Origin of the sequence: Acutalibacter sp. JLR.KK004 (assembly GCF_036941085.1) — a bacterium.
In the GTDB taxonomy this organism is placed as follows: domain Bacteria; phylum Bacillota; class Clostridia; order Oscillospirales; family Acutalibacteraceae; genus Acutalibacter.
Genome location: NZ_JAYMNQ010000001.1, coordinates 523,846 through 541,631 on the forward strand (window position 1 = coordinate 523,846; position 17,786 = coordinate 541,631).

At 54.0% G+C, this 17,786-nt stretch carries 23 protein-coding genes and 1 other RNA gene; 11 read left to right on the forward strand and 13 right to left on the reverse strand.

Features of this window, described 5'->3' with window-relative positions:
- Positions 1-50: 50 nt before the first annotated feature.
- The 3 genes from VSQ30_RS02935 to VSQ30_RS02945 are packed head-to-tail and all read left to right on the forward strand — an operon-like array spanning position 51 to position 1,227.
- Positions 51-509, forward strand: a complete 459-nt coding sequence (locus tag VSQ30_RS02935) for a hypothetical protein (protein WP_160642232.1) — start codon at positions 51-53, stop codon at positions 507-509.
- Between the two features lie 47 nt (positions 510-556).
- A complete protein-coding gene (locus tag VSQ30_RS02940; RefSeq protein ID WP_160642231.1) occupies positions 557-925 on the forward strand; it encodes a RidA family protein in 369 nt (122 codons plus the stop codon).
- A 23-nt stretch (positions 926-948) separates the two neighbouring features.
- Entirely contained in the window at positions 949-1,227 is a 279-nt protein-coding gene (locus VSQ30_RS02945) for a hypothetical protein (RefSeq protein WP_160642230.1), read from the forward strand.
- A gap of 270 nt (positions 1,228-1,497) precedes the next feature.
- Here VSQ30_RS02945 and VSQ30_RS02950 read toward each other — a convergent pair whose 3' ends face one another.
- From VSQ30_RS02950 to VSQ30_RS02970, 5 genes are all read right to left on the reverse strand, one after another.
- The gene (locus VSQ30_RS02950) at positions 1,498-2,052 is read right to left on the reverse strand and encodes a 2-oxoacid:ferredoxin oxidoreductase subunit gamma family protein (RefSeq protein WP_334461879.1); all 555 of its coding nucleotides are present in this window, start codon (positions 2,050-2,052) and stop codon (positions 1,498-1,500) included.
- Positions 2,049-2,801, reverse strand: coding sequence for a thiamine pyrophosphate-dependent enzyme (locus VSQ30_RS02955; protein ID WP_160642228.1), 753 nt, complete (start codon positions 2,799-2,801; stop codon positions 2,049-2,051). Before VSQ30_RS02955 ends, VSQ30_RS02950 begins: the two co-directional genes overlap by 4 nt.
- 260 nt (positions 2,802-3,061) lie before the next feature.
- The gene (locus VSQ30_RS02960) at positions 3,062-4,108 is read right to left on the reverse strand and encodes a 3-methyl-2-oxobutanoate dehydrogenase subunit VorB (RefSeq protein WP_334461882.1); all 1,047 of its coding nucleotides are present in this window, start codon (positions 4,106-4,108) and stop codon (positions 3,062-3,064) included.
- 27 nt (positions 4,109-4,135) lie between these two features.
- The gene (locus tag VSQ30_RS02965; RefSeq protein ID WP_160642226.1) at positions 4,136-4,342 is read right to left on the reverse strand and encodes a 4Fe-4S binding protein; all 207 of its coding nucleotides are present in this window, start codon (positions 4,340-4,342) and stop codon (positions 4,136-4,138) included.
- Positions 4,343-4,470: 128 nt separating this feature from the next.
- Positions 4,471-5,139 carry a ParA family protein gene (locus VSQ30_RS02970; RefSeq protein ID WP_334461883.1) on the reverse strand — a complete coding sequence of 223 codons (669 nt, stop codon included), beginning with the start codon at positions 5,137-5,139 and terminating at the stop codon, positions 4,471-4,473.
- Between the two features lie 531 nt (positions 5,140-5,670).
- On the opposite strand from VSQ30_RS02970, the gene VSQ30_RS02975 reads away from it, so the two are divergent.
- Entirely contained in the window at positions 5,671-6,831 is a 1,161-nt protein-coding gene (locus tag VSQ30_RS02975; RefSeq protein WP_334461885.1) for a SpoIVB peptidase S55 domain-containing protein, read from the forward strand.
- Between the two features lie 447 nt (positions 6,832-7,278).
- On the opposite strand, the gene VSQ30_RS02980 is transcribed toward VSQ30_RS02975, so the two are convergent.
- The 6 genes from VSQ30_RS02980 to VSQ30_RS03005 form a co-directional block, all read right to left on the reverse strand.
- Positions 7,279-7,968: a carboxymuconolactone decarboxylase family protein gene (locus VSQ30_RS02980; protein ID WP_334461886.1), complete on the reverse strand. Its 690-nt coding sequence runs from the start codon at positions 7,966-7,968 to the stop codon at positions 7,279-7,281.
- 35 nt (positions 7,969-8,003) lie between these two features.
- Complete coding sequence (locus tag VSQ30_RS02985; RefSeq protein WP_334461887.1) at positions 8,004-9,035, reverse strand: aldo/keto reductase; 1,032 nt, start codon at positions 9,033-9,035, stop codon at positions 8,004-8,006.
- Positions 9,036-9,052: 17 nt separating this feature from the next.
- The gene (locus VSQ30_RS02990) at positions 9,053-9,319 is read right to left on the reverse strand and encodes a MerR family transcriptional regulator (protein ID WP_334461889.1); all 267 of its coding nucleotides are present in this window, start codon (positions 9,317-9,319) and stop codon (positions 9,053-9,055) included.
- 217 nt (positions 9,320-9,536) lie between these two features.
- The gene (locus tag VSQ30_RS02995; RefSeq protein ID WP_160644631.1) at positions 9,537-10,406 is read right to left on the reverse strand and encodes a LysR family transcriptional regulator; all 870 of its coding nucleotides are present in this window, start codon (positions 10,404-10,406) and stop codon (positions 9,537-9,539) included.
- 16 nt (positions 10,407-10,422) lie between these two features.
- Positions 10,423-11,748, reverse strand: a complete 1,326-nt coding sequence (locus tag VSQ30_RS03000; RefSeq protein ID WP_334461892.1) for an MATE family efflux transporter — start codon at positions 11,746-11,748, stop codon at positions 10,423-10,425.
- Between the two features lie 97 nt (positions 11,749-11,845).
- Positions 11,846-12,181, reverse strand: a complete 336-nt coding sequence (locus VSQ30_RS03005) for a winged helix-turn-helix transcriptional regulator (RefSeq protein ID WP_334461893.1) — start codon at positions 12,179-12,181, stop codon at positions 11,846-11,848.
- A 125-nt stretch (positions 12,182-12,306) separates the two neighbouring features.
- Here VSQ30_RS03005 and VSQ30_RS03010 point away from each other — a divergent pair, with 125 nt between their 5' ends.
- Both VSQ30_RS03010 and VSQ30_RS03015 read left to right on the forward strand, forming a co-directional pair.
- Positions 12,307-12,888 carry a flavin reductase family protein gene (locus tag VSQ30_RS03010; protein WP_334461895.1) on the forward strand — a complete coding sequence of 194 codons (582 nt, stop codon included), beginning with the start codon at positions 12,307-12,309 and terminating at the stop codon, positions 12,886-12,888.
- Positions 12,889-13,236: 348 nt separating this feature from the next.
- Positions 13,237-14,062, forward strand: a protein-coding gene (locus tag VSQ30_RS03015) for an IS5 family transposase (RefSeq protein WP_334461898.1) whose coding sequence is annotated in 2 segments (ribosomal slippage) — positions 13,237-13,625 and positions 13,624-14,062 — 828 coding nt in all. Because the reading frame shifts where the segments join, the coding sequence is not laid out codon by codon here.
- A 42-nt stretch (positions 14,063-14,104) separates the two neighbouring features.
- Here the strand turns inward: VSQ30_RS03015 and VSQ30_RS03020 are convergent.
- Both VSQ30_RS03020 and VSQ30_RS03025 read right to left on the reverse strand, forming a co-directional pair.
- Positions 14,105-14,305: an alpha/beta fold hydrolase gene (locus tag VSQ30_RS03020; RefSeq protein ID WP_334461899.1), complete on the reverse strand. Its 201-nt coding sequence runs from the start codon at positions 14,303-14,305 to the stop codon at positions 14,105-14,107.
- A gap of 762 nt (positions 14,306-15,067) precedes the next feature.
- The gene (locus VSQ30_RS03025) at positions 15,068-15,628 is read right to left on the reverse strand and encodes a helix-turn-helix domain-containing protein (protein WP_334461901.1); all 561 of its coding nucleotides are present in this window, start codon (positions 15,626-15,628) and stop codon (positions 15,068-15,070) included.
- Positions 15,629-15,829: 201 nt separating this feature from the next.
- On the opposite strand from VSQ30_RS03025, the gene VSQ30_RS20590 reads away from it, so the two are divergent.
- From VSQ30_RS20590 to VSQ30_RS03045, 5 genes are all read left to right on the forward strand, one after another.
- Entirely contained in the window at positions 15,830-16,045 is a 216-nt protein-coding gene (locus VSQ30_RS20590; RefSeq protein ID WP_350339941.1) for a helix-turn-helix transcriptional regulator, read from the forward strand.
- Between the two features lie 19 nt (positions 16,046-16,064).
- Complete coding sequence (locus VSQ30_RS03030; RefSeq protein ID WP_334461902.1) at positions 16,065-16,766, forward strand: BRO-N domain-containing protein; 702 nt, start codon at positions 16,065-16,067, stop codon at positions 16,764-16,766.
- Positions 16,766-16,832: hammerhead ribozyme type II (locus VSQ30_RS03035), an RNA gene on the forward strand. Before VSQ30_RS03030 ends, VSQ30_RS03035 begins: the two co-directional genes overlap by 1 nt.
- A gap of 34 nt (positions 16,833-16,866) precedes the next feature.
- Positions 16,867-17,253 (forward strand): ATP-binding cassette domain-containing protein, encoded by a 387-nt coding sequence (locus tag VSQ30_RS03040; RefSeq protein ID WP_502876267.1) that lies wholly within the window; start codon positions 16,867-16,869, stop codon positions 17,251-17,253.
- Positions 17,253-17,516: a hypothetical protein gene (locus tag VSQ30_RS03045; RefSeq protein WP_016321959.1), complete on the forward strand. Its 264-nt coding sequence runs from the start codon at positions 17,253-17,255 to the stop codon at positions 17,514-17,516. The genes VSQ30_RS03040 and VSQ30_RS03045 overlap by 1 nt, the downstream gene beginning before the upstream one ends.
- Positions 17,517-17,786 lie beyond the last annotated feature (270 nt).

Genomic DNA, 17,786 nt, shown 5'->3' on the forward strand with positions numbered 1-17,786 from the left:
TATGGCCGCGCAGCCAGAAAACAGTTTCTGTTTGGAAAGGAGCGATCTGCATGAAACAATGCCCTGTCTGCGGCGCTTTGCATGGTGATGAGCAGGCCCAGTGTGCCTGCGGCGCCGATCTCACCCGGCAGCAGCCGCTGCCCCCGCCTGCCCAGGCCGCCCCTCCCGTGCAGATGGGCAGCCTGCCTCCAGTCCCGCCTTTTGCGGGGCGGCCCTTTGTCCCCAGCCCTCCGCGCCCTGCGTTTGTCCCCAAAACCTACACCTGGGCAGACGTGCTCACGGTGCTGGGCTTCACCGCCGCGCTGACCGGCTATTTCCGGGCCGGCATCCTGCTGCTGCCCTTAGGGCTTGTTGCATCCCTTGCCGGCTTTTGGGGGAACAAGCAAAGGGGGCTGGCTGTGGCAGGCGTTGTCATCTCTGCTGTGGGCCTGCTGCTGGAAATTATGTCCATTCTGGAGAAAAACTGCCTGCTGCCTTATTGGCTGACTGACGGCGTTTTTTTCCTGTAGTCCCTGCCCGGTATTTTTGAAAATCCACAAAAGGAAGGATGTTGTTTATGAACGTACTGGAAACAAGCAAGGCCCCTGCCGCCATAGGGCCTTATTCCCAGGGGTATGAAGTAAACGGCCTGGTGTATACCTCCGGGCAAATCCCTGTAGATCCTGCCACTGGCGATGTGCCAGAGGGCATTTCCGCCCAAGCCCGGCAGAGCTGCGAAAATGTGGGAGCTGTGCTGGCTGCGGCAGGCTCAGATTTCTCCAAGGTGTTCAAAACCACCTGCTTCCTGGCTGATATGGGGGATTTTGCCGCTTTCAACGAGGTGTATGCCGGATATTTCACCTCAAAACCCGCCCGGAGCTGCGTGGCGGTTAAGGCGCTGCCCAAAGGCGTACTCTGTGAAATCGAGGCCATTGCTGTGAAATAAGGAAAGGCGGCGCGCCGGGGCTGATGGTTCTGGCGTCCGCAAAAAAGCACTCTCTTTCCATACCGTACATGATGAGGATTCAGAGATTTGTAAAAAACGGAATGGATATTTCGCCGCTGTTGATGGGCTTGACTCTGATGGCTGAAATTGGAAAAACCATGTATGGAGATGCTATCCGGCCAGGGCTTACGGCAGATCAACTGAAGAAGAGGTACGATAAACGTGCCCAGACGTATAACCAGCAGTGGGAGGAGCCGGACAAAAAACCTGGGATTTCAGGAAGCCCTTCACGAAACAAATGAAGCGGAGCAGCAGGAAAAGGAGCATATAGAGATTTAACAATGAAAACAAAAAGCAGGAAAGCCCGGATTTTCCCGGCTCTCCTGTTTTTTTGCGGTTTTAGGGCGTGTTCACATAAGATGAGTATGTGGATTTTTGAGCAGGTTTTTGGCAGAATCAAGTCAAGAATTCGCAGATGTACTTGCGTACCTCAAGAATTTTTGGCGAAGAAGATGGCAAAAAACCGCCAAAAAGACGCTTGCAAGCGCTTATGTGAACACGCCCTAAGGGGGTTATGCCTTCTGCCCAATGGCAATGGCCTTGCGGTTAAAATCCAGCATATTGGCCTTCTTGGGCGGGATGCACTTCTGGATGGCGTTGTCCAGGGTTTCCTCTGTGCAGAAATGGTAGTCGCCCCCGGCACAGCACACCTCCTGGAACAGCTTCCCGATAAGGATCATGTTGGAAAGGCCCTTCAGGCCGTTTTCCTCTGCCAGGGCGGAGGAGGGCACGTAGTATACGGTTACGTCGGTGCGCTCCACCTTCTTGTCAATGAGGGAGCTGTCAATGAGCACCGTGCCCCCCGGCTCCACTGTGTCGATAAATTTGTCCAGGGAGGGCAGGTTCATGGCCACCAGCACATTGGGGGCTGTCACCAGGGGAGAGCCGATAGGCTCGTCGGAAATGCAGACGCTGCAGTTTGCAGTGCCCCCCCGCATTTCCGGGCCATAGGAGGGCAGCCAGGAGATTTCCTTGTTCTCCAGCAGGCCGGCGTAAGCTGCTACTTTCCCAGCGAATAGCACACCCTGGCCGCCGAAGCCAGCAAAAACGATATTTAAATCTTTCATTTCTTTACGCCCCCCTCTATGTCCTTGTACACGCCCAGGGGATAGTAAGGCAGCATATTGTCCTCCAGCCACTTTAAGGCTTCAATGGGGGACAGGCCCCAGTTGGTGGGGCAGGTGGAGAGCACTTCCACAATAGAATACCCCTTGCCCTCAAGCTGGTTCTGGAAGGCTTTCTTAATGGCCTTGCGGGCAATGTTCACGTTCTTCACATTGTTCACTGTCACCCGCTGGGCCAGGGCCACGCCGTCCAGGGTGGACAGCATTTCGCACACCTTCACAGGATACCCGGCGGTGTTGGTGTCGCGGCCGTAAGGGGTGGTCTGGGTAACCTGCCCGGGCAGGGAGGTGGGGGCCATCTGCCCGCCGGTCATGCCGTAAATGGCGTTGTTGATAAAGATAACGGTGATGTTTTCTCCCCGGGTGGCGGCGTGTACTGTTTCGGCAGTGCCGATGGCGGCAAGGTCGCCGTCGCCCTGGTAGGTGAAGATGACGTTTTCAGGCTTGGCCCGTTTCAAGCCTGTGGCAACGGCCTGTGCCCTGCCGTGGGGAGCCTGCACCATGTCGCAGCTAAAATAATCGTAGCACATAACAGAGCAGCCCACAGAGGCCACGCCTACGGCTTTTCCCTCTGCGCCCAGCTCCTCCAAAGCCTGGGCCACCAGCCGGTGGACGATGCCATGGGTGCAGCCGGGGCAGTAGTGCATAGGCACGTCTGTCAGGACAGACGGCTTTTGGAATACGGTTTGCATATATTCAAAGCATCCTTTCTAGTTTTTTCTCTTTGACTTCCCCGCCAAGCGGGCAACAATATGTCCAATACCTGCGGAAAGCATTTCGCCAACAAAATCCGCAATAAATTCTATAAAAAATTCTAACACTGTTGTACCTCAAAGCAGCAGCGCGGGCATGGGGGCAGCGGTCTGCGCCCAGCCGATGCGCGGGAAGCGAAGCGTGAAGTTCTTAGGGGCCTGGCCCCTAAGCGGGGTACAGGGGCGGCGCCCCTGGGGGGTTACACCAGGGCTTTTATCTGCTCCAGCACCTCGGCGGGGGTGGGGATCATGCCGCCGGTGCGGCCATAGAAGCAGACGGGCTTCTGGCAGCCTATGGCAAGCTTCACATCGTCTACCATCTGGCCCATGCTCATCTCCACCACCAGGAAGTTCTTCACATGGGCCGCGGCGCGGTTTAAAGCGTCTGTGGGGAAGGGCCACAGGGTGACGGGCCGGATAAGCCCGGCCTTCAGGCCCATTTCCCGGGCCTTGTTCACAGCGCCCCGGGCCACGCGGGAGGAGGCGCCGTAAGCTACCACCACCACGTCCGCGTCATCAACCATGTATTCCTCCGCCCGCTGCTCGTTCTGCTTGATGGTTTCATACCGGACAAAGCGCTCCTTTACCAGCTCCTCCAGCTTGTCGGGGGTCAGGTACAGGGAGTTTACAATGTTATGGGCACGCTTGCCCTCATGGCCGCAGGCGGCCCAGGGCTTCTCCGCCAGGGCCTTTTCCCCCTCTTCCGGCAGGGAGACAGGCTCCATCATCTGGCCCAGCATGCCGTCTGCCAGAATCATGGCGGGCATACGGTATTTGTCGGCTAAGTCAAAGGCGTCGGACACCAAGTCCACCATCTCCTGCACGGTGGAGGGGGCCAGCACCAGGATTTGGAAATCCCCATGGCCTGTGGCCTTGGTAGCCTGCCAGTAGTCCGCCTGGCTGGGCTGGATGCCTCCCAGGCCCGGGCCGCCACGCTGGACATTGATAATCAGGGCGGGCAGGTCGGAACCCGCCATATAGGAGATGCCCTCGCCCTTCAGGCTCACGCCAGGGGAGGAGGAGGAGGTCATGGCCCGCACGCCGGCGGCGGCAGCCCCCAGCACCATGTTCACAGCGGCAATTTCCGATTCAGCCTGCAAATATGTACCGCCTATTTTCGGCATACGCTTGGACATATAGGCCGCAAGCTCTGTCTGGGGGGTGATGGGGTAGCCGAAAAAGTGGCGGCACCCCGCCCGGATGGCGGCTTCAGCCAAGGCCTCGTTGCCTTTCATCAAAACCTTCATAGAGTATTCTTCCTTTCCCAATATGCTTTACTTTTCTACGGTGATAGCCGTGTCCGGGCACATGGTTGCGCAGGCGGCGCAGCCCACGCACTTTTCCGGCTCCATCAGCCTGGCGGGGTGGTAGCCCTTGCTGTTGAGCACATCTGTACACAGCGCGATGAGGTGCAGCGGGCAGGCGTTTACGCACATGGAACAGCCCTTGCACACCTTCTCGTCTACGAGTATCCTAGCCATATTCTTCCCTCCTTCTGTCTAAGACATTGGGACTCTGTCCCAAACCCTGCAACCCCTTTTAAAAAAGGGGTTGATCCTAAAATCACTTTTACATATTGTGTATTTGTTATATGGGTATAGTGCAGCGCTTATTCCCACGCGAAGGTCACGAGCCTTTTTATGGACTTGAAACCTTCCGGCACGCTGCCGCCCATGGCGGCGAAATCCGGCACAGTGGAAAAAAGCAGGGGCAGATGGGTCAGCGCCGCTGTTTTCTCTCCAAAAGGCAGGGCTTCCAGCACATCCTGCATCTGCGTTTCCGCCCCCAGGTGGGAGTTGTTCACAATCCCTCCGGCCTTCAGCCGGCAGGCACCTTCAATCTCTTTCAGCAGCGCTGCCGCTTCCTCCGGGGTCTGGGATAAGGCCCTGTAGCGGTTTATCACATACAGCATGGCATAGCCTGCTGCGGTAAGCCGCTGGTGCAGCCCGCCCAGGGCGGTAACCCCCGCGTCATCCCCGCCGGCGTCGATAAACACTTTCCCAGCGTCCTCCTCAAAAATGGAGGAGATTTCCGGGGGCAGGGTGGGGGTATCCAGGGTGGTTCCGGCAAACACCGGGGCGATAAGCCGGACGCCGGAACTGCCCAGCAGCCCCCTGTATTCAGAAGATCGGAAGTAGGGGTTTACAATATCCAAATCCACCACGGTGACAGGCCCTCCTTGCTCCGCTGCCTCCAGGGCCAGGTTCAGGGCCAGATTGGTTTTGCCGCAGCCATAATGGCCGCAGATAATGGTGATGCGGTGCGTCAGGATGTCCATAGCGTTTCCCTCCTGCATCTGAGCATATTAAAATCATACCACAAAAAGACCGGCGGTTCAACAGAAAATGCCGCTTTAAACGGCTAAATCACAGGGTTTTTCTGGAAATTCGGCAAACTGTATAATTCATTCAAATAGCGTTCACAATTTACTTACGAAAACTTCAAATAATCGTGAATCCCCCTTCATAATTATGGGGTACAATACTGTCAGCATCAAGAAAGGAAGTGATACATGAAGGGAAGTTAAACAAAACGGTAACCCGGAAACATAAAATATCATCTCACTCTTTTTCAAATTTTTTCTAACTTACTGTCCCTTCTATCGGGCAAAGGCTTGGCAGCAGCCAGCCTGGCGCCAATGCCCGATAGATGCGGCAGACCAAAAATTCTCGCTCCTGCATTCTGTGTGCAGGGGCGTTTTTAATTGCCAAAATAAAAAGGGCTGTTTTTGCAAAAGGTAAATGCGGGGCGAAAACAAGCGGCTTGTTTTTTTGTTTTCAATTTTACCCCGGAAAGGAGCTTTGAAACCATGAAACCAATGAAAAAAGGGCTGGGAACCTTTTGCAGGGCAGTGCGGTTCTTTTCCCTCAGCGTCGGGCTTACAGCGGTGTGCATGCTGGGCACCCTGGGGCTTATGGGCCCGGGAGCGGCCCAGGCCCTGGAGGCCTCGGCTTTTAACGGGGAGCAAAGCTATGACATGCCTGCGTCCCCGGCTGCGGCTGCGGCGGACAGCGGGGAGCTTTCCGTCATTCCCCTTGGCTCTGCCTTTGGCATTAAGCTTTTTACAGACGGGGTAATTGTGGCCTCCCTGTCAGACATCTACACGGAAAACGGGGTGTGCTGCCCGGCTGCTGAAGCGGGGCTGCTGCCTGGGGACTATCTGGTAGAGGCAGACGGCATGGAAATCCAGAGCAACGCCGCCCTGGCAAAATATATCGGGGTAAGCGGCGGCAAACCCATCCGCTTTCTGGTGAAGCGGGGGGAAGAACAGTTTGAGGCCACTGTGAACCCTGTATACGGCGAAGGGGCCTTTAAAACCGGCATCTGGGTGCGGGACAGCGCTGCCGGCGTGGGCACCCTCACCTTTTACGATCCCCAAAGCGGCATGTTCGCGGGCCTGGGCCATGGCATATGCGATATGGACGCGGGAGGCGTGATGGCCCTGAAAAGCGGCGAACCGGCCCCCATCACCCTCTGCGGGGTGACAAAGGGCCTGCCCCAAAGCCCGGGCCAGCTCCGGGGATATTTCTCCTCTGATGAGTCCTTAGGCAGGCTTCTTGCCAATAACGAAACCGGCGTATACGGCACTCTGGACACCCCGCCTACTGGGACGGCCCTGACTGTGCTGCCCCGGGAAGAGGTACAGGAGGGGGCGGTAAAGCTTCTCCTGAGCATCGACGAAAACGGCCCCAGGCTCTATGAGGCAAAAATTGAGGGGATCGCCAGCCGCGACCAGCCCACCAAAAACCTTGTGCTCCGGGTGACAGATCCCCGGCTCCTGGAAGCTACGGGAGGCATTGTGCAGGGAATGAGCGGCGCGCCTATCCTGCAGAACGGGAAACTTGCGGGAGCCGTAACACATGTGTTTACAGAAGATCCGGCTATGGGGTATGGGATTTTTGCCCAGACCATGGTGGAACAGGGCAGGGCCATTGCCAGCCAGTCTGTCCAGGAGCATGACGCAGCGTAAAAATACGGACAGGATATCCGGGCATTCGGAGGAGTGCCCGGATATCCTGCTGTTTTTAGCAAACTGGAAGAACTTTTTGTTTTGTGCAGGCTAGGTCTTGTTTGAAAAATCGAAAGCGCTGTCTTTTTGCCCATAAGCGGCCCTATTCTGCGTCAAAAATCCTCGCCAACCGGCAGGTTGGCTTGCGGTTTTTTCCTGGAATCTGACCACTTCTGAATCAAAAATTCGTCATTTCCTCTATTTTCAAACAAGCCCTAATGTTTGGGAACGGAATTCTGCGTGTAATCATGCCATAACTTTATATCCTTTTTGTTCAAGCTATCCGGAAGTCCCCCCTGGACGCACCCCAATACCAACTGCTCTGACGAAGTGTCCGTACATTTTTTGATAAATCAAGCGCCCCCATTTTATCAGGGGCGCTTGTTTGCTGCACTTGTTTCGATTTTTCTATTGCTCCGCCGCCTTGTTCACACAGGCGATAGCGTTCAAGCTCCGGGGGTAGCCAATGTAGGGCAGACACTGGGACACGACTTTGATAAGGAAATCCTTGCTGTTGCCCATGTTCATGTTGCCTTTGGCATGGGCGGCGAGCTGGGACTCACACCCGCCCTGGGCCGCCAGGAAACAGAAGGTTATCATCTCCCGCTGGGCTAAAGTCAAACCCGTGCGAGTGTAGTAATCCCCAAAGCAGTTTGCCGCCAGCCAGCGGTTGATGTGCCCAGCCTTCCACGCCTCTTTCATGTGTTCGCCGAAGATCTCCGCCTGGGCCTGGGCGCCCATTTCCAGGCGGTTTTCCATGGTGGTGGTCGCCTGACCGGGCAGGGGCAGCTCTACGCTGCGGCTGGTCAGTATCTCATTTGTGGCTGCCAGAAACGGCCATACCCGGCCCATACCCAGGTAGTCAAACGCCTGGTAGACCACCTCTTTTACCTGCACCGGGGAGAGGCCCCCGTCCAGGGCTTTTGGCAGCATGGTCCTGTACGCGTCTATGCCCTGGCAGCCCAGCAGGGTGGCTAAAACTGCCAGCCAGCGGGTTTCCTCGTCCAGCCGCTGGCCATCCTCGCCGGGGACTTCCGCAAAGGCAAAATTCTCAAAGCGCTCCATAAATTCCGGATCTGTTTTCCGCAGATTTTCCATGCTGATGTCCTCCCGCTATTCCATAAACATCAAATTTATTTGTTGTTCAGCGACCACACCTGCTTCTGCCCCGCCACAGCAGGCGTGTTCTGCGCCATCACGCCCACCAGCTTGTGGGGGACGTAAGGCTCTTCTAAGCAGGTCAGTTCCTCCGCCGTCAATTCCAGGTCAACCGCTTTTGCCGCGCCCTCAATGTGATGCAGTTTTGTCGCGCCCACTACTGGGGCTGTAACTTTTGTCAGCAGCCACGCAAGGGAAACCTCTGTCATGCTCACCCCATGCTTGTCGGCCAGCTCCGCCACCCGGGCGATGATCTTCCCGTCCTGCTCCGCCATCGCGTCATACTTGCCTTTAGCGTAGCTATCCTCCTGCAAACGCTTGGATGTCTCGCCGGGGCGTTTACTGAGCCTGCCGCCAGCCAGGGCGCTGTAGGGGGTCATGGCGATGTTGTCCTCGGCGCAGAGCCTTGCCATCTCTCTTTCTTCCTCCCGGAAAATCAGATTGTAGTGCCCCTGAATGGACACGAACTTCGCAAAGCCGTTCTGCTCAGCGATGGCATTAGCCTTTGCCAACTGGTAGGCGTAAGCATTTGAAATGCCGACATACCGCACCTTGCCCGCCTTGACGGCGTTGTTGAGGCCCTCCATGATGTCGTATATGGGCGTGTTGTAGTCCCACATATGGTAGATGTACAGGTCAACGTAATCCATGCCTAAGTGCTGAAGGCTGGTGTCCAGCAGTTTGGCGATATGCTGCTGTCCAGTGACCCCGGCCTCGATTTCCTCCGCGCTGCGGGGGACAAATTTCGTTGCCAACACCACGTCCTCCCGTTTCGCAAAGTCCCGCAGGGCGCGGCCCACGAACTGCTCGCTGGTGCCGTTCTGGTAGCCGATGGCGGTGTCGAAGAAGTTGACCCCCAGCTCCAGGCCCCGCTTAAGGATCTCCCGGGAATGCTCTTCATCAAGGGTCCAGCTATGCTGGCCTGTCTGGGCGTTGCCAAAGCCCATGCAGCCCATGCAGATGCGGGAAACGTTCAGATCGGAATTGCCTAACTTTGTGTACTTCATGCTGATTCCTCCCATTTTTATTTATTATCCTGATTCATCCGTATCTCCGGCATGCTTTCCTTTTGTAACGCATACCGGAGATAATCCAACCGGTCTAACTGCTTTTCGTGAAAGTGTATTTCATCCAACATCCTCCGGCGCTTTTGATTGAGCATGAGCATCCGCTGGGCACCGGTGCTGTCCCCCTCCTGCGCCAAACGCATATAGCTCTCTGCTTCATCCGGTGCAAAGCCAATGTCTTGCAAGGTCAGGCTCAACCCCGCCAGGGCTTCCTGTTTTATCATTTGCCAAGCTTCCCTTCTTAAAGAAATGAGCGCCCCCGCCGGAGAAACCTTCTCTCTGGGGACGCTTTCATTTTACCGCTGGTTATGGGAAAAGTCCAATACTTGGTTTCTATTTCAGTTCATGCCTAAAAGGCATAGCTGTTGATACACAGACAGTTTACCGCGGGATTATCACGTCATGGCGCCGTGCGCTCAGGTGCGCGTATTGGATGCAACGTCACGTTGCGGCATTTCTGACGTGGGCGATAAACTGCTCCACCGCCCTTGACCGCGCCTGCTCCTTCTTCCACGCCAGCACCGCGCCATTCTCTAAACTGGGCGAAAGGGGCACCAGCCCCAGGCTGTCATAGTAGGTGGTGCCCAGGTCAAAGCAAAGGGCCACGCCCACCCGGTGCTTGACCATGATGGCCGTGTTGGTGATAAGGTTGTACCGGGCCGCCACTTTCGCCTGGGCAAAGCACTCCCCGAACCACTCCCGCACCTGCTCGTTTACCTGTTCCCGCCAGGAGAGGATGAGGGGGTAGGGGAGCAGGTCTTGAGGCGTGGCCTGGGGGAGTTCCGCCAGAGGGCAGTCCTCCCGCACCAGGGCGCACCAGCGCTCCCGATGGGGCATGGGTACGGTGTGGTACCGGGAGATATCTACCGGCAGCATCAAAAGCCCCATGTCCAGCAGGCCGTTTTCCATGCGGTCCTTTACCTCGTCCGCCGTGGCGCTGTAGATGCGAAACTGCACCAGCGGGTGCTGCTCCTGAAAGGACACCATCAGGTCAGAGAGATGGGCCATGTTGCAGGTTTCCCCGCAGCCGATGGCGATTTCCCCGGCCAGTTCCTCCCGGCTTTGGAATTCCCGCTGGGTCTTGTCGGCCAGCTCCAGCAGTTCTTGGGCCCGGCGCTTTAGGAGCATACCGTCCTCCGTCAGCAAAATCCGATGGCTGTTCCGGTGGAACAGCGACGTGCCCAGTTCTTCCTCCAGCCCCATGAGCTGCCGGGAGAGGGTGGGCTGGGTCACGTGCAGCAACTGGGCGGCGCGGGTGATGTTTTCCTCCCTTGCCACCATGTAAAAGTATCGCAGGACGCGCAGTTCCATAGGCTCCTCCTTGATTTCAAATGACCTTGAATTCCTTCCATTTCCCGGACTTCAGCCGCAGGGCGAAGATAACGGCCCGGATGATCCAGTCTAAGCACATAGCCGCCGCGATGCCGATCACGCCCCAGTTTAAGCCTATGGCCAGCAGCACGGAGAACACCAGCCGCCCGCCGATGGTGGACGCGATGGAGACGATCATAGTAAACTTAATGTCCCCGGCGGCCCGCAGGCCGTTGGAGAGCGGCCCGGACATGGGGAAGGCGACGGTGTTGAACACGTTGTGAATGAGCACGAGAATGATGACCAGGCGTTTTGCCTCGCCGGATATCTGGTAAAAGTTCATCATAATCGGCGTGATGGCGAACACCAGGGCGTTCCAGGCCAGGGAAATGGCCAGGGTGATTTTCAGAAGCTTTTTGAAGTAGTGCTCGGCCTGGGCCGTGTCCCCCGCGCCCATGCACTGGCCTATCACGGTGATAAACACCGGACCCATGGTCACCCCGGCCAGTGCCGCTAAAGACCATATGCTCTGGGCGATGCCGTTGGCGGCGATCTGGTAGGTGCCGAACAAGGCCACCACGCTGGAGAGCGCCACCTTCACCAACTGGAAGATGCCGTTCTCTACCCCGTTTGGCACGGCTATGCGCAGGATGCGCTTCATCAATTCCCCGTTCCACTTGCATATCTGCCGCCATGTGTAGCGCGCGTCAACGCCCTTGCCGAAGCACAGCAGGGTGATAACCACCGCCGAGAACACCCGGGCAATGAGAGTCGGCCAGGCCACGCCCGCCACCCCGGCTTTCAGCGCGAACACTCCGATTAGGTTGCCCACTACGTTTATCGCGTTGGAAGCGATAGAAATGTACATGGTGACGCTGGTTTTGCCGAGGCTCCGGTACAAGGCCGCGCCCGCGTTGTAGACCGCCAGGGCCGGGTAGGAGAACACGGAAATTTGCAGATAGATGATGCAGGCGTCCATGACGGCGGGCTCTACCTGCCCGAAAAGCAGGCTGAGCATGGGCTGGTGCAATACTAATATCACGACGGAAATCACCAACGAAAACAGGGTGGAGGAGGTGAGAAGCTGGCTGGCGGCTTCACTGGCATCTGCTTTCACACCACGGCCGATATACTGGCTGATGATGACGGCGCCACCCGAGGCCAGGGCCGTGAACAGGTAAATAAAGATGGTGCTGAAGGAGTTCACCAGGGACACTCCGGAGACAGCGGCTTCCCCCGCGTAGCTGACGATGAAGGTGTCGGCGATACCTACCAGCATCACCAGAAGCTGCTCTAAGAACAGCGGGACGATGAGGTTTTTCAGGTCTTTGTTTGTGAACATGGACGGTCCCTCCTGTTGGTTTCTGGCTTTATTTTAGCACCAGAAGGAGAGTTATGTCCAATGCTTGCTTTGCATATAAGTTCATGCCTTTTGGGCATTACATCCGGTTTTCGTTCCCCCAATCGCACAGTTGGTCCAGCACTACCATCAGCGACTTGCCCCGCTCCGTCAGGCTGTACTCCACCTTGGGGGGTATCTGGGGATAGACCTCCCGGTGGATGAGCCTGTCCCGCTCCAGCTCTTTCAGGTGCTGGCTCAGGGTCTTGTCGGAAACTCGGCCCAGGTACCGCTGCAGCTCATTGAACCGCACAGGCTCGTACTCCATCAGGCAGTAGAGAATGACCATTTTGTACTTGCCGGAAACCAGCGAGAGGGTGTAGCTGAAGCCGGTGTCTTGAAAATTGGCCTTTGAGATATTCTTTTCTGTATCCATTTTACACTTCCCTGTAAGTAAGTATATAACATAGAAGTGGGTACTTGTATTTCCTTCTAAAACAAGTATAATAAAAGAGACGCGAAAAGTAAAGCCTTTTCAAAAAAATATAGGAGGTCATTCCCATGAAAAAAGATTTAGGCGTAAACCCTTACCTTTTCCCCATGCCCACCCTGATGATCAACACCTACAACGAGGACAATACCGTGGACAGCATGATGATGGCCTGGGGCGGCATCTGCGCTGGGAATATGGTGGCGCTGAACCTGGAACGGGAGCACAAGACCTGTGCTAATTTGAAAAATCGCAAGGCGTTTACCATCAGTGTGCCGGACGTGGCCCACCTCAAGGAGGCGGACTTTTTGGGCATCGCCAGCGCCAATAAGATGCCGGATAAGTTTGCCCGCAGCGGCCTGCATGCGGAGAAAAGCGAAAAGGCTGACGCGCCTATCGTCACTGAATTTCCCTTGACAGTGGAGTGCAAGGTGGTCAGCATGGAAGAAATCAACGGTGACTACCATGTGTTGGGCGAAATCGTAGGCGTACTGGCAGAGGAGTCCGTGCTGGACGAAAAGGGCAAGGTGGATGCCGCCAAGCTGAACGCATTTGTGTTCGACCAGTTCCGCAACGGGTACTATGCCATTGGCGAGAAGGTGGGCCAAGCGTGGCACAGTGGGGCTGGGCTGATGAAGGGGGAGCAGGGCTAAGAACCTGTATAATTCTTTTTTTGTTGTATGTTTTTTCGCGTGGGTACTTTCCTGCACCCGCCATAATGACAGGAGGCGTCTGCCACCGAGAGAGCGCAAAGGCTCCTTGGCGGCAGGTGTTTTCTGTCACATTTTCTTCAGGTGAAAAAGCAAACGGCTCTGGGGCGCTGCTCTGAAATCTCACACTTTAAGGCTTCCAGATTTTTTGTGGGGCGCTGCGGGCTAGGGCTTGTTTGAAAATAGAGGAAGTGCCGGAATTTTTGTTCCAAAGGGAGCGGTTTCAAGGCGGAAACCGCAAGAAATACTAGACCTCTTGCGAAAATAAAAATAGAGCGATAAAATAGAAGCATGAAATACGAAAAGCTAGCGGAATATTCAAACACAAAATTTTGGAGAATTACCGGGGTAAAGCGGGCAACATTTGACAAGATGGTAGAAATTCTGCAAAAAGGATATGCGGAAAAGCACCGGCGCCGTGGGAGGACGCCAAAGCTGAGCATAGAGGATCTGCTGCTGGCCACCCTGGAATATCTGCGGGAATACCGTACCTATGCCCATATAGCGGCCAGTTATGGGATAGCGGAAAGCAACATCTACCGAGGGATCAAGTGGGTGGAAGACACGCTGATAAAGGATGGGACATTTTCGCTGCCAGGACGGAAAGCGCCGCTGAAAAGTGATGCCGAGTATGAGGTGATTCTGGTTGACGCAACGGAATCGCCCATTGAACGACCAAAAAAAGCAAAAGCGATACTATTCCGGAAAGAAAAAGCGGCACACACTGAAAACACAGATGCTTGTCAGCCTTCAAACCGGAGAAATCATTGCACTGGCATTTTCTAACGGAAAGAGGCATGATTTTCAACTATTCAAGGACTCTCATGCCCATGTCAAGGCAGAAACGGTGTTGGAGGCGGATACCGGATACCAGGGGCTTGCCCAGATACACGCCAATTCCCTCCTGCCAAAAAAGCGTTCCAAGAATCATCCGTTGTCCAAACAAGAACGCAAAGATAACCGCAAGATTTCAAGGGAACGTATCTTGGTTGAACACGCCATCCGCTTTGTCAAAAGATTTCGCATTCTCTCTGAACGCTATCACAACCGCAGGCATCGTTTCGCACTTCGCTTTTCTTTGATTGCTGGTATCTGCAATTTTGACCGTTTTGCCTAATTTCGCAAGAGGTCTATTAAGTGGGCTTGCCCTATTTTTTGATTATTTAGAAAACAAAAATTCTTTTACGATATCTGCAAACTTCTCTGCATTTGATAACACGGCGGGATGATTGCCTGTTGGGAATAAATATGTTCTGCCATTCGATACAAGCTGTTCCATTTGACTATATTCCTCTTCAAGATTTCTACGGCACATTGTATCTTCCTTACTACCAACAAATAGTGTCGGCACTTCAAGCATTTCTAAAGGCTTATGGAATAATGGAAGTTTTGAATCAGCACATTCTACCAACACTTTTGTATTAAGATCAACAACAGTTTCCCAATCTTCTCCTTGACACCTGTAAGTTTTCGTGAAGAGTGAGAAACCCAGGACGGGTCTACTTTTCAACATGAAAAAATGTGGAAAACTCCGGGAAACGGCTTAAATACTAGGTTTTTTCGCGGAAAACTGCTTGAATGAAAGCGAAAATTTTGCAATCTCGCAAAATGGGATTGCAAAATTTTTTTGCCCGTTTTCAGCCCCAAAGTGGCCTGTGCGGCGCAAGGCTGCCAACCGCTCAGATTTGCCTTTTAGGAGCGTTTAAGGACACACAAGAAACCTTTTAAGAAACCGCACAAACCTAGTATTGGCGCGGTTTAAGCAGCTTTTAAGAAAATAACAACAGCCCTTTAAGCGAACACGCCCAAACGCCGCTTAAAGGGCTTGTTTTTTGCTTTCAAGCGGAAACAGCGCGGACATTTTGTGTCCGCGCTAGGAAAGTGTGTCCGCGCCTTGAAAGCACTAGGTTTTCGGGCTGTTTTGCCGGGGCGTGATTTTTTCAAAATGTCCGCGCTGATTTTTATTATCACTTGAAAAGTTAGGTTCCTTAAACGATTCTGGAGAGGCTCTAAAAGGCATCCCAGAATGCGGGAAAAATCCCGAAAAATGGGATTTCTTCCCAAAACGCTCACAAGGGAAAAAGTCTGTGGTATAGTATCGGCAATCAAGTTACAGATGTATCTATTTAGCCAAAAAAATATCGCCTTTGGAAAGGGCCTGCGCCATGTGCGTCTTTACAACACTCTTTGCATGATTTACCCGGCCAGCGGGGTCGGTATCTCGCTGGCAGTTTTCGCAGCTGTCCAAAAAGAATACTGTAGTCGCAACCATATCTTGAAGAATAGACAGGGCTGCGTTACGCTGGACTTGATTTTCCATCTTGAGGACATGGGTTAGCTCGGCTACAACATGATAAGCCACTTCCACCTCGGCGTCCTTGCCATTTCCTAATAAAGCAGATAACTCCTGTAGCTTTTTAGGTAGTTTCTCTCGCACAATTTCTAAAGACATAGCGTCCTTGACCATTGGCTCCACTTCCTGGACTTCTGCTTCACCACGCAGATATGCTGCGCTTACATTGAAAAACCGTTCCAAAATAGCCATATTTTTGGCATTAGGTTCTCTTTCAGTATTCTCATAATTTATAAGTGTTCTGACTGGTATTCCTGTAGCCTCTGATAACGCTTTCTGTGTTAAGTTGCGCGTTACGCGCAATTCACGGATAACTTGTCCTGTGGTCATACTTTCCTCTCTTGCTCCCAATTAGATTTTTAGACTATCCACAGCGATTGGGGATATATTTGTGGGACTAGAGCTAGTATATCACGGATTACCTACTCAGGCAACACAAATGTAAAAAAACCTCTTGATTTACCTTTTTGGGTATGCTATACTTTATACAAAAGTTACCGTTAAGGGTAATAAATGAAATGAGGTGGCACCTTGTTAGTTGCTAAGATAGAAGAAATCCAGCGCCGCCGTGAAGAGGCGGGCCTGTCCAGATGTCAGCTATCCCAGGCTGCTGGACTCCCTAAAAATGCACTTTCGCGTATTGAATACAGGCAAACAAGCTACACCTACCCCATCCGGGCGAGGGCTATAGCGAAAGCACTACACTGTAAGCTTACGGACATCTTTGACGATGTACCGGGCAAATAAACAGCAGGAGGTTCAGATTATGAACGCAATGCAGGCATTCAACTACGAGGGCAACGAGGTACGCACGGTTATGAAAGACGGCGAGCCGTGGTGGGTGTTGGCCGATGTGTGCCAGGTATTAGGTATCCAGAACAACCGGAATGCAGCGCGGCGGCTGGATGACGATGAAAAGAATACCGTCCATCTGGCGGGCGGTATTCGGGGAAACCCCAACATGACCATTATCAACGAGTCCGGGCTGTACAAAGTCATCCTGCGGTCGGACAAGCCGGAGGCCAAAAAGTTTACCCGCTGGGTGACCCATGAGGTACTGCCCACTCTCCGCAAGACCGGCACCTACAGTATGCCGGGTGCAGCGCAGCCCTTTACCATGGAGCAGATGGCGCAGTTTGCGGCTGCGGTAGCCGCCCAGGTGGTGACGCAGATTGTATCCATCATTGTTGCTACAGTGAAAGAAGCAACACAAACCGCACAGCCCGCAGCACCAGCGGCTACGGCCCCGGAGGTGATCCCCTTTTTCGCAAGTGATGGCCCCGCCAAGTGCAAGCTGGAAACCTTCCCGCCGGATATCGTCCGCAAGGTGGAGGAAATGCTGACCGCTATGGAGGAACAGCAAAACCTTAACTTTAGCATGATTGCTCGGTTCTGCACCATCAACGGCTATACCATTTCCAGCCCCGCCGTAAAAACCTACTACCAGCGGCATTTTGCAGCCGCATAAGCCGAAACTGCCCCCTGGGGCAGTCCGCAGGGGATGACCGCCCTGCGCTGACGATGGCAGGTCATGAAAGACGGTGAAATAGTGAATCCTGTGCTCGCTGATTTTCCAAAGTTATAACCTGATCGACTACATGACGCCTGTTGAAAATGTACGGCTCACCGCCAAGCTGGACACCGCCCCCATTCTGGAACGGCTGGGGCTGGAGCAGGACGAGATCACCCGGAATGTGCTGAAACTGTCCGGCGGACAGCAACAGCGGGTGGCGATTGCGCGGGCGTTGGCTTCCGATGCCCCGGTCATTCTGGCGGACGAGCCGACCGGGAACCTGGATGCCGACACCGCCGGGGAAATCACGGCGATTTTGAAAGAGAGCGCCCATACGTTCGGGAAGTGCGTGGTGGTCGTAACGCACTCTGGCGAGGTGGCAAAACAGGCGGATGTGGTGCTGGAAATCAAACGAGGACATTTGAAAGAGAGGGAAATGTGATGAAGAAAATTACTGCTATTTTGGCGTGTATGGTGGTCTGCTTCTTGCTGTTCACCGGCTGTACCAATCAGAAAGACGGCAGCGATCAGGACACAAATTTGGGGAACTCCGTGGAAATTGATGATACGGATATTGATATTGACGCCGGAACAAAGCCGGGTGCCGAGGACAACTCTGACAATGTTTCCCTGCCAGATGGCTACACTTACAGTTTCAAAGACCCGGATAATGCGGACGGTATTGTAGTCACGCCGAGGGAGTAAGAAAAAATTCCCGTTTCACACAGGTTCCATATTGGCTTTATATAGGTTCCACATGGTGGCGGTACTTTGGTAAAAAGTGCCGCCGTCTTTGAACTGGGCGGCTTGGGGAGGTAGCCGCTGTGGATCGCAGAATGTTCTTGCCAGATTTGAATATTGATTTGTCAAAAAAATCCTGGCTACTGATAACAGCTACCCTACCTTTAATGATGAACTCTTAAATCATAGCAATACGTTTAACAAAGCAACTGCTCTTATCTGTCCCGTACAGAT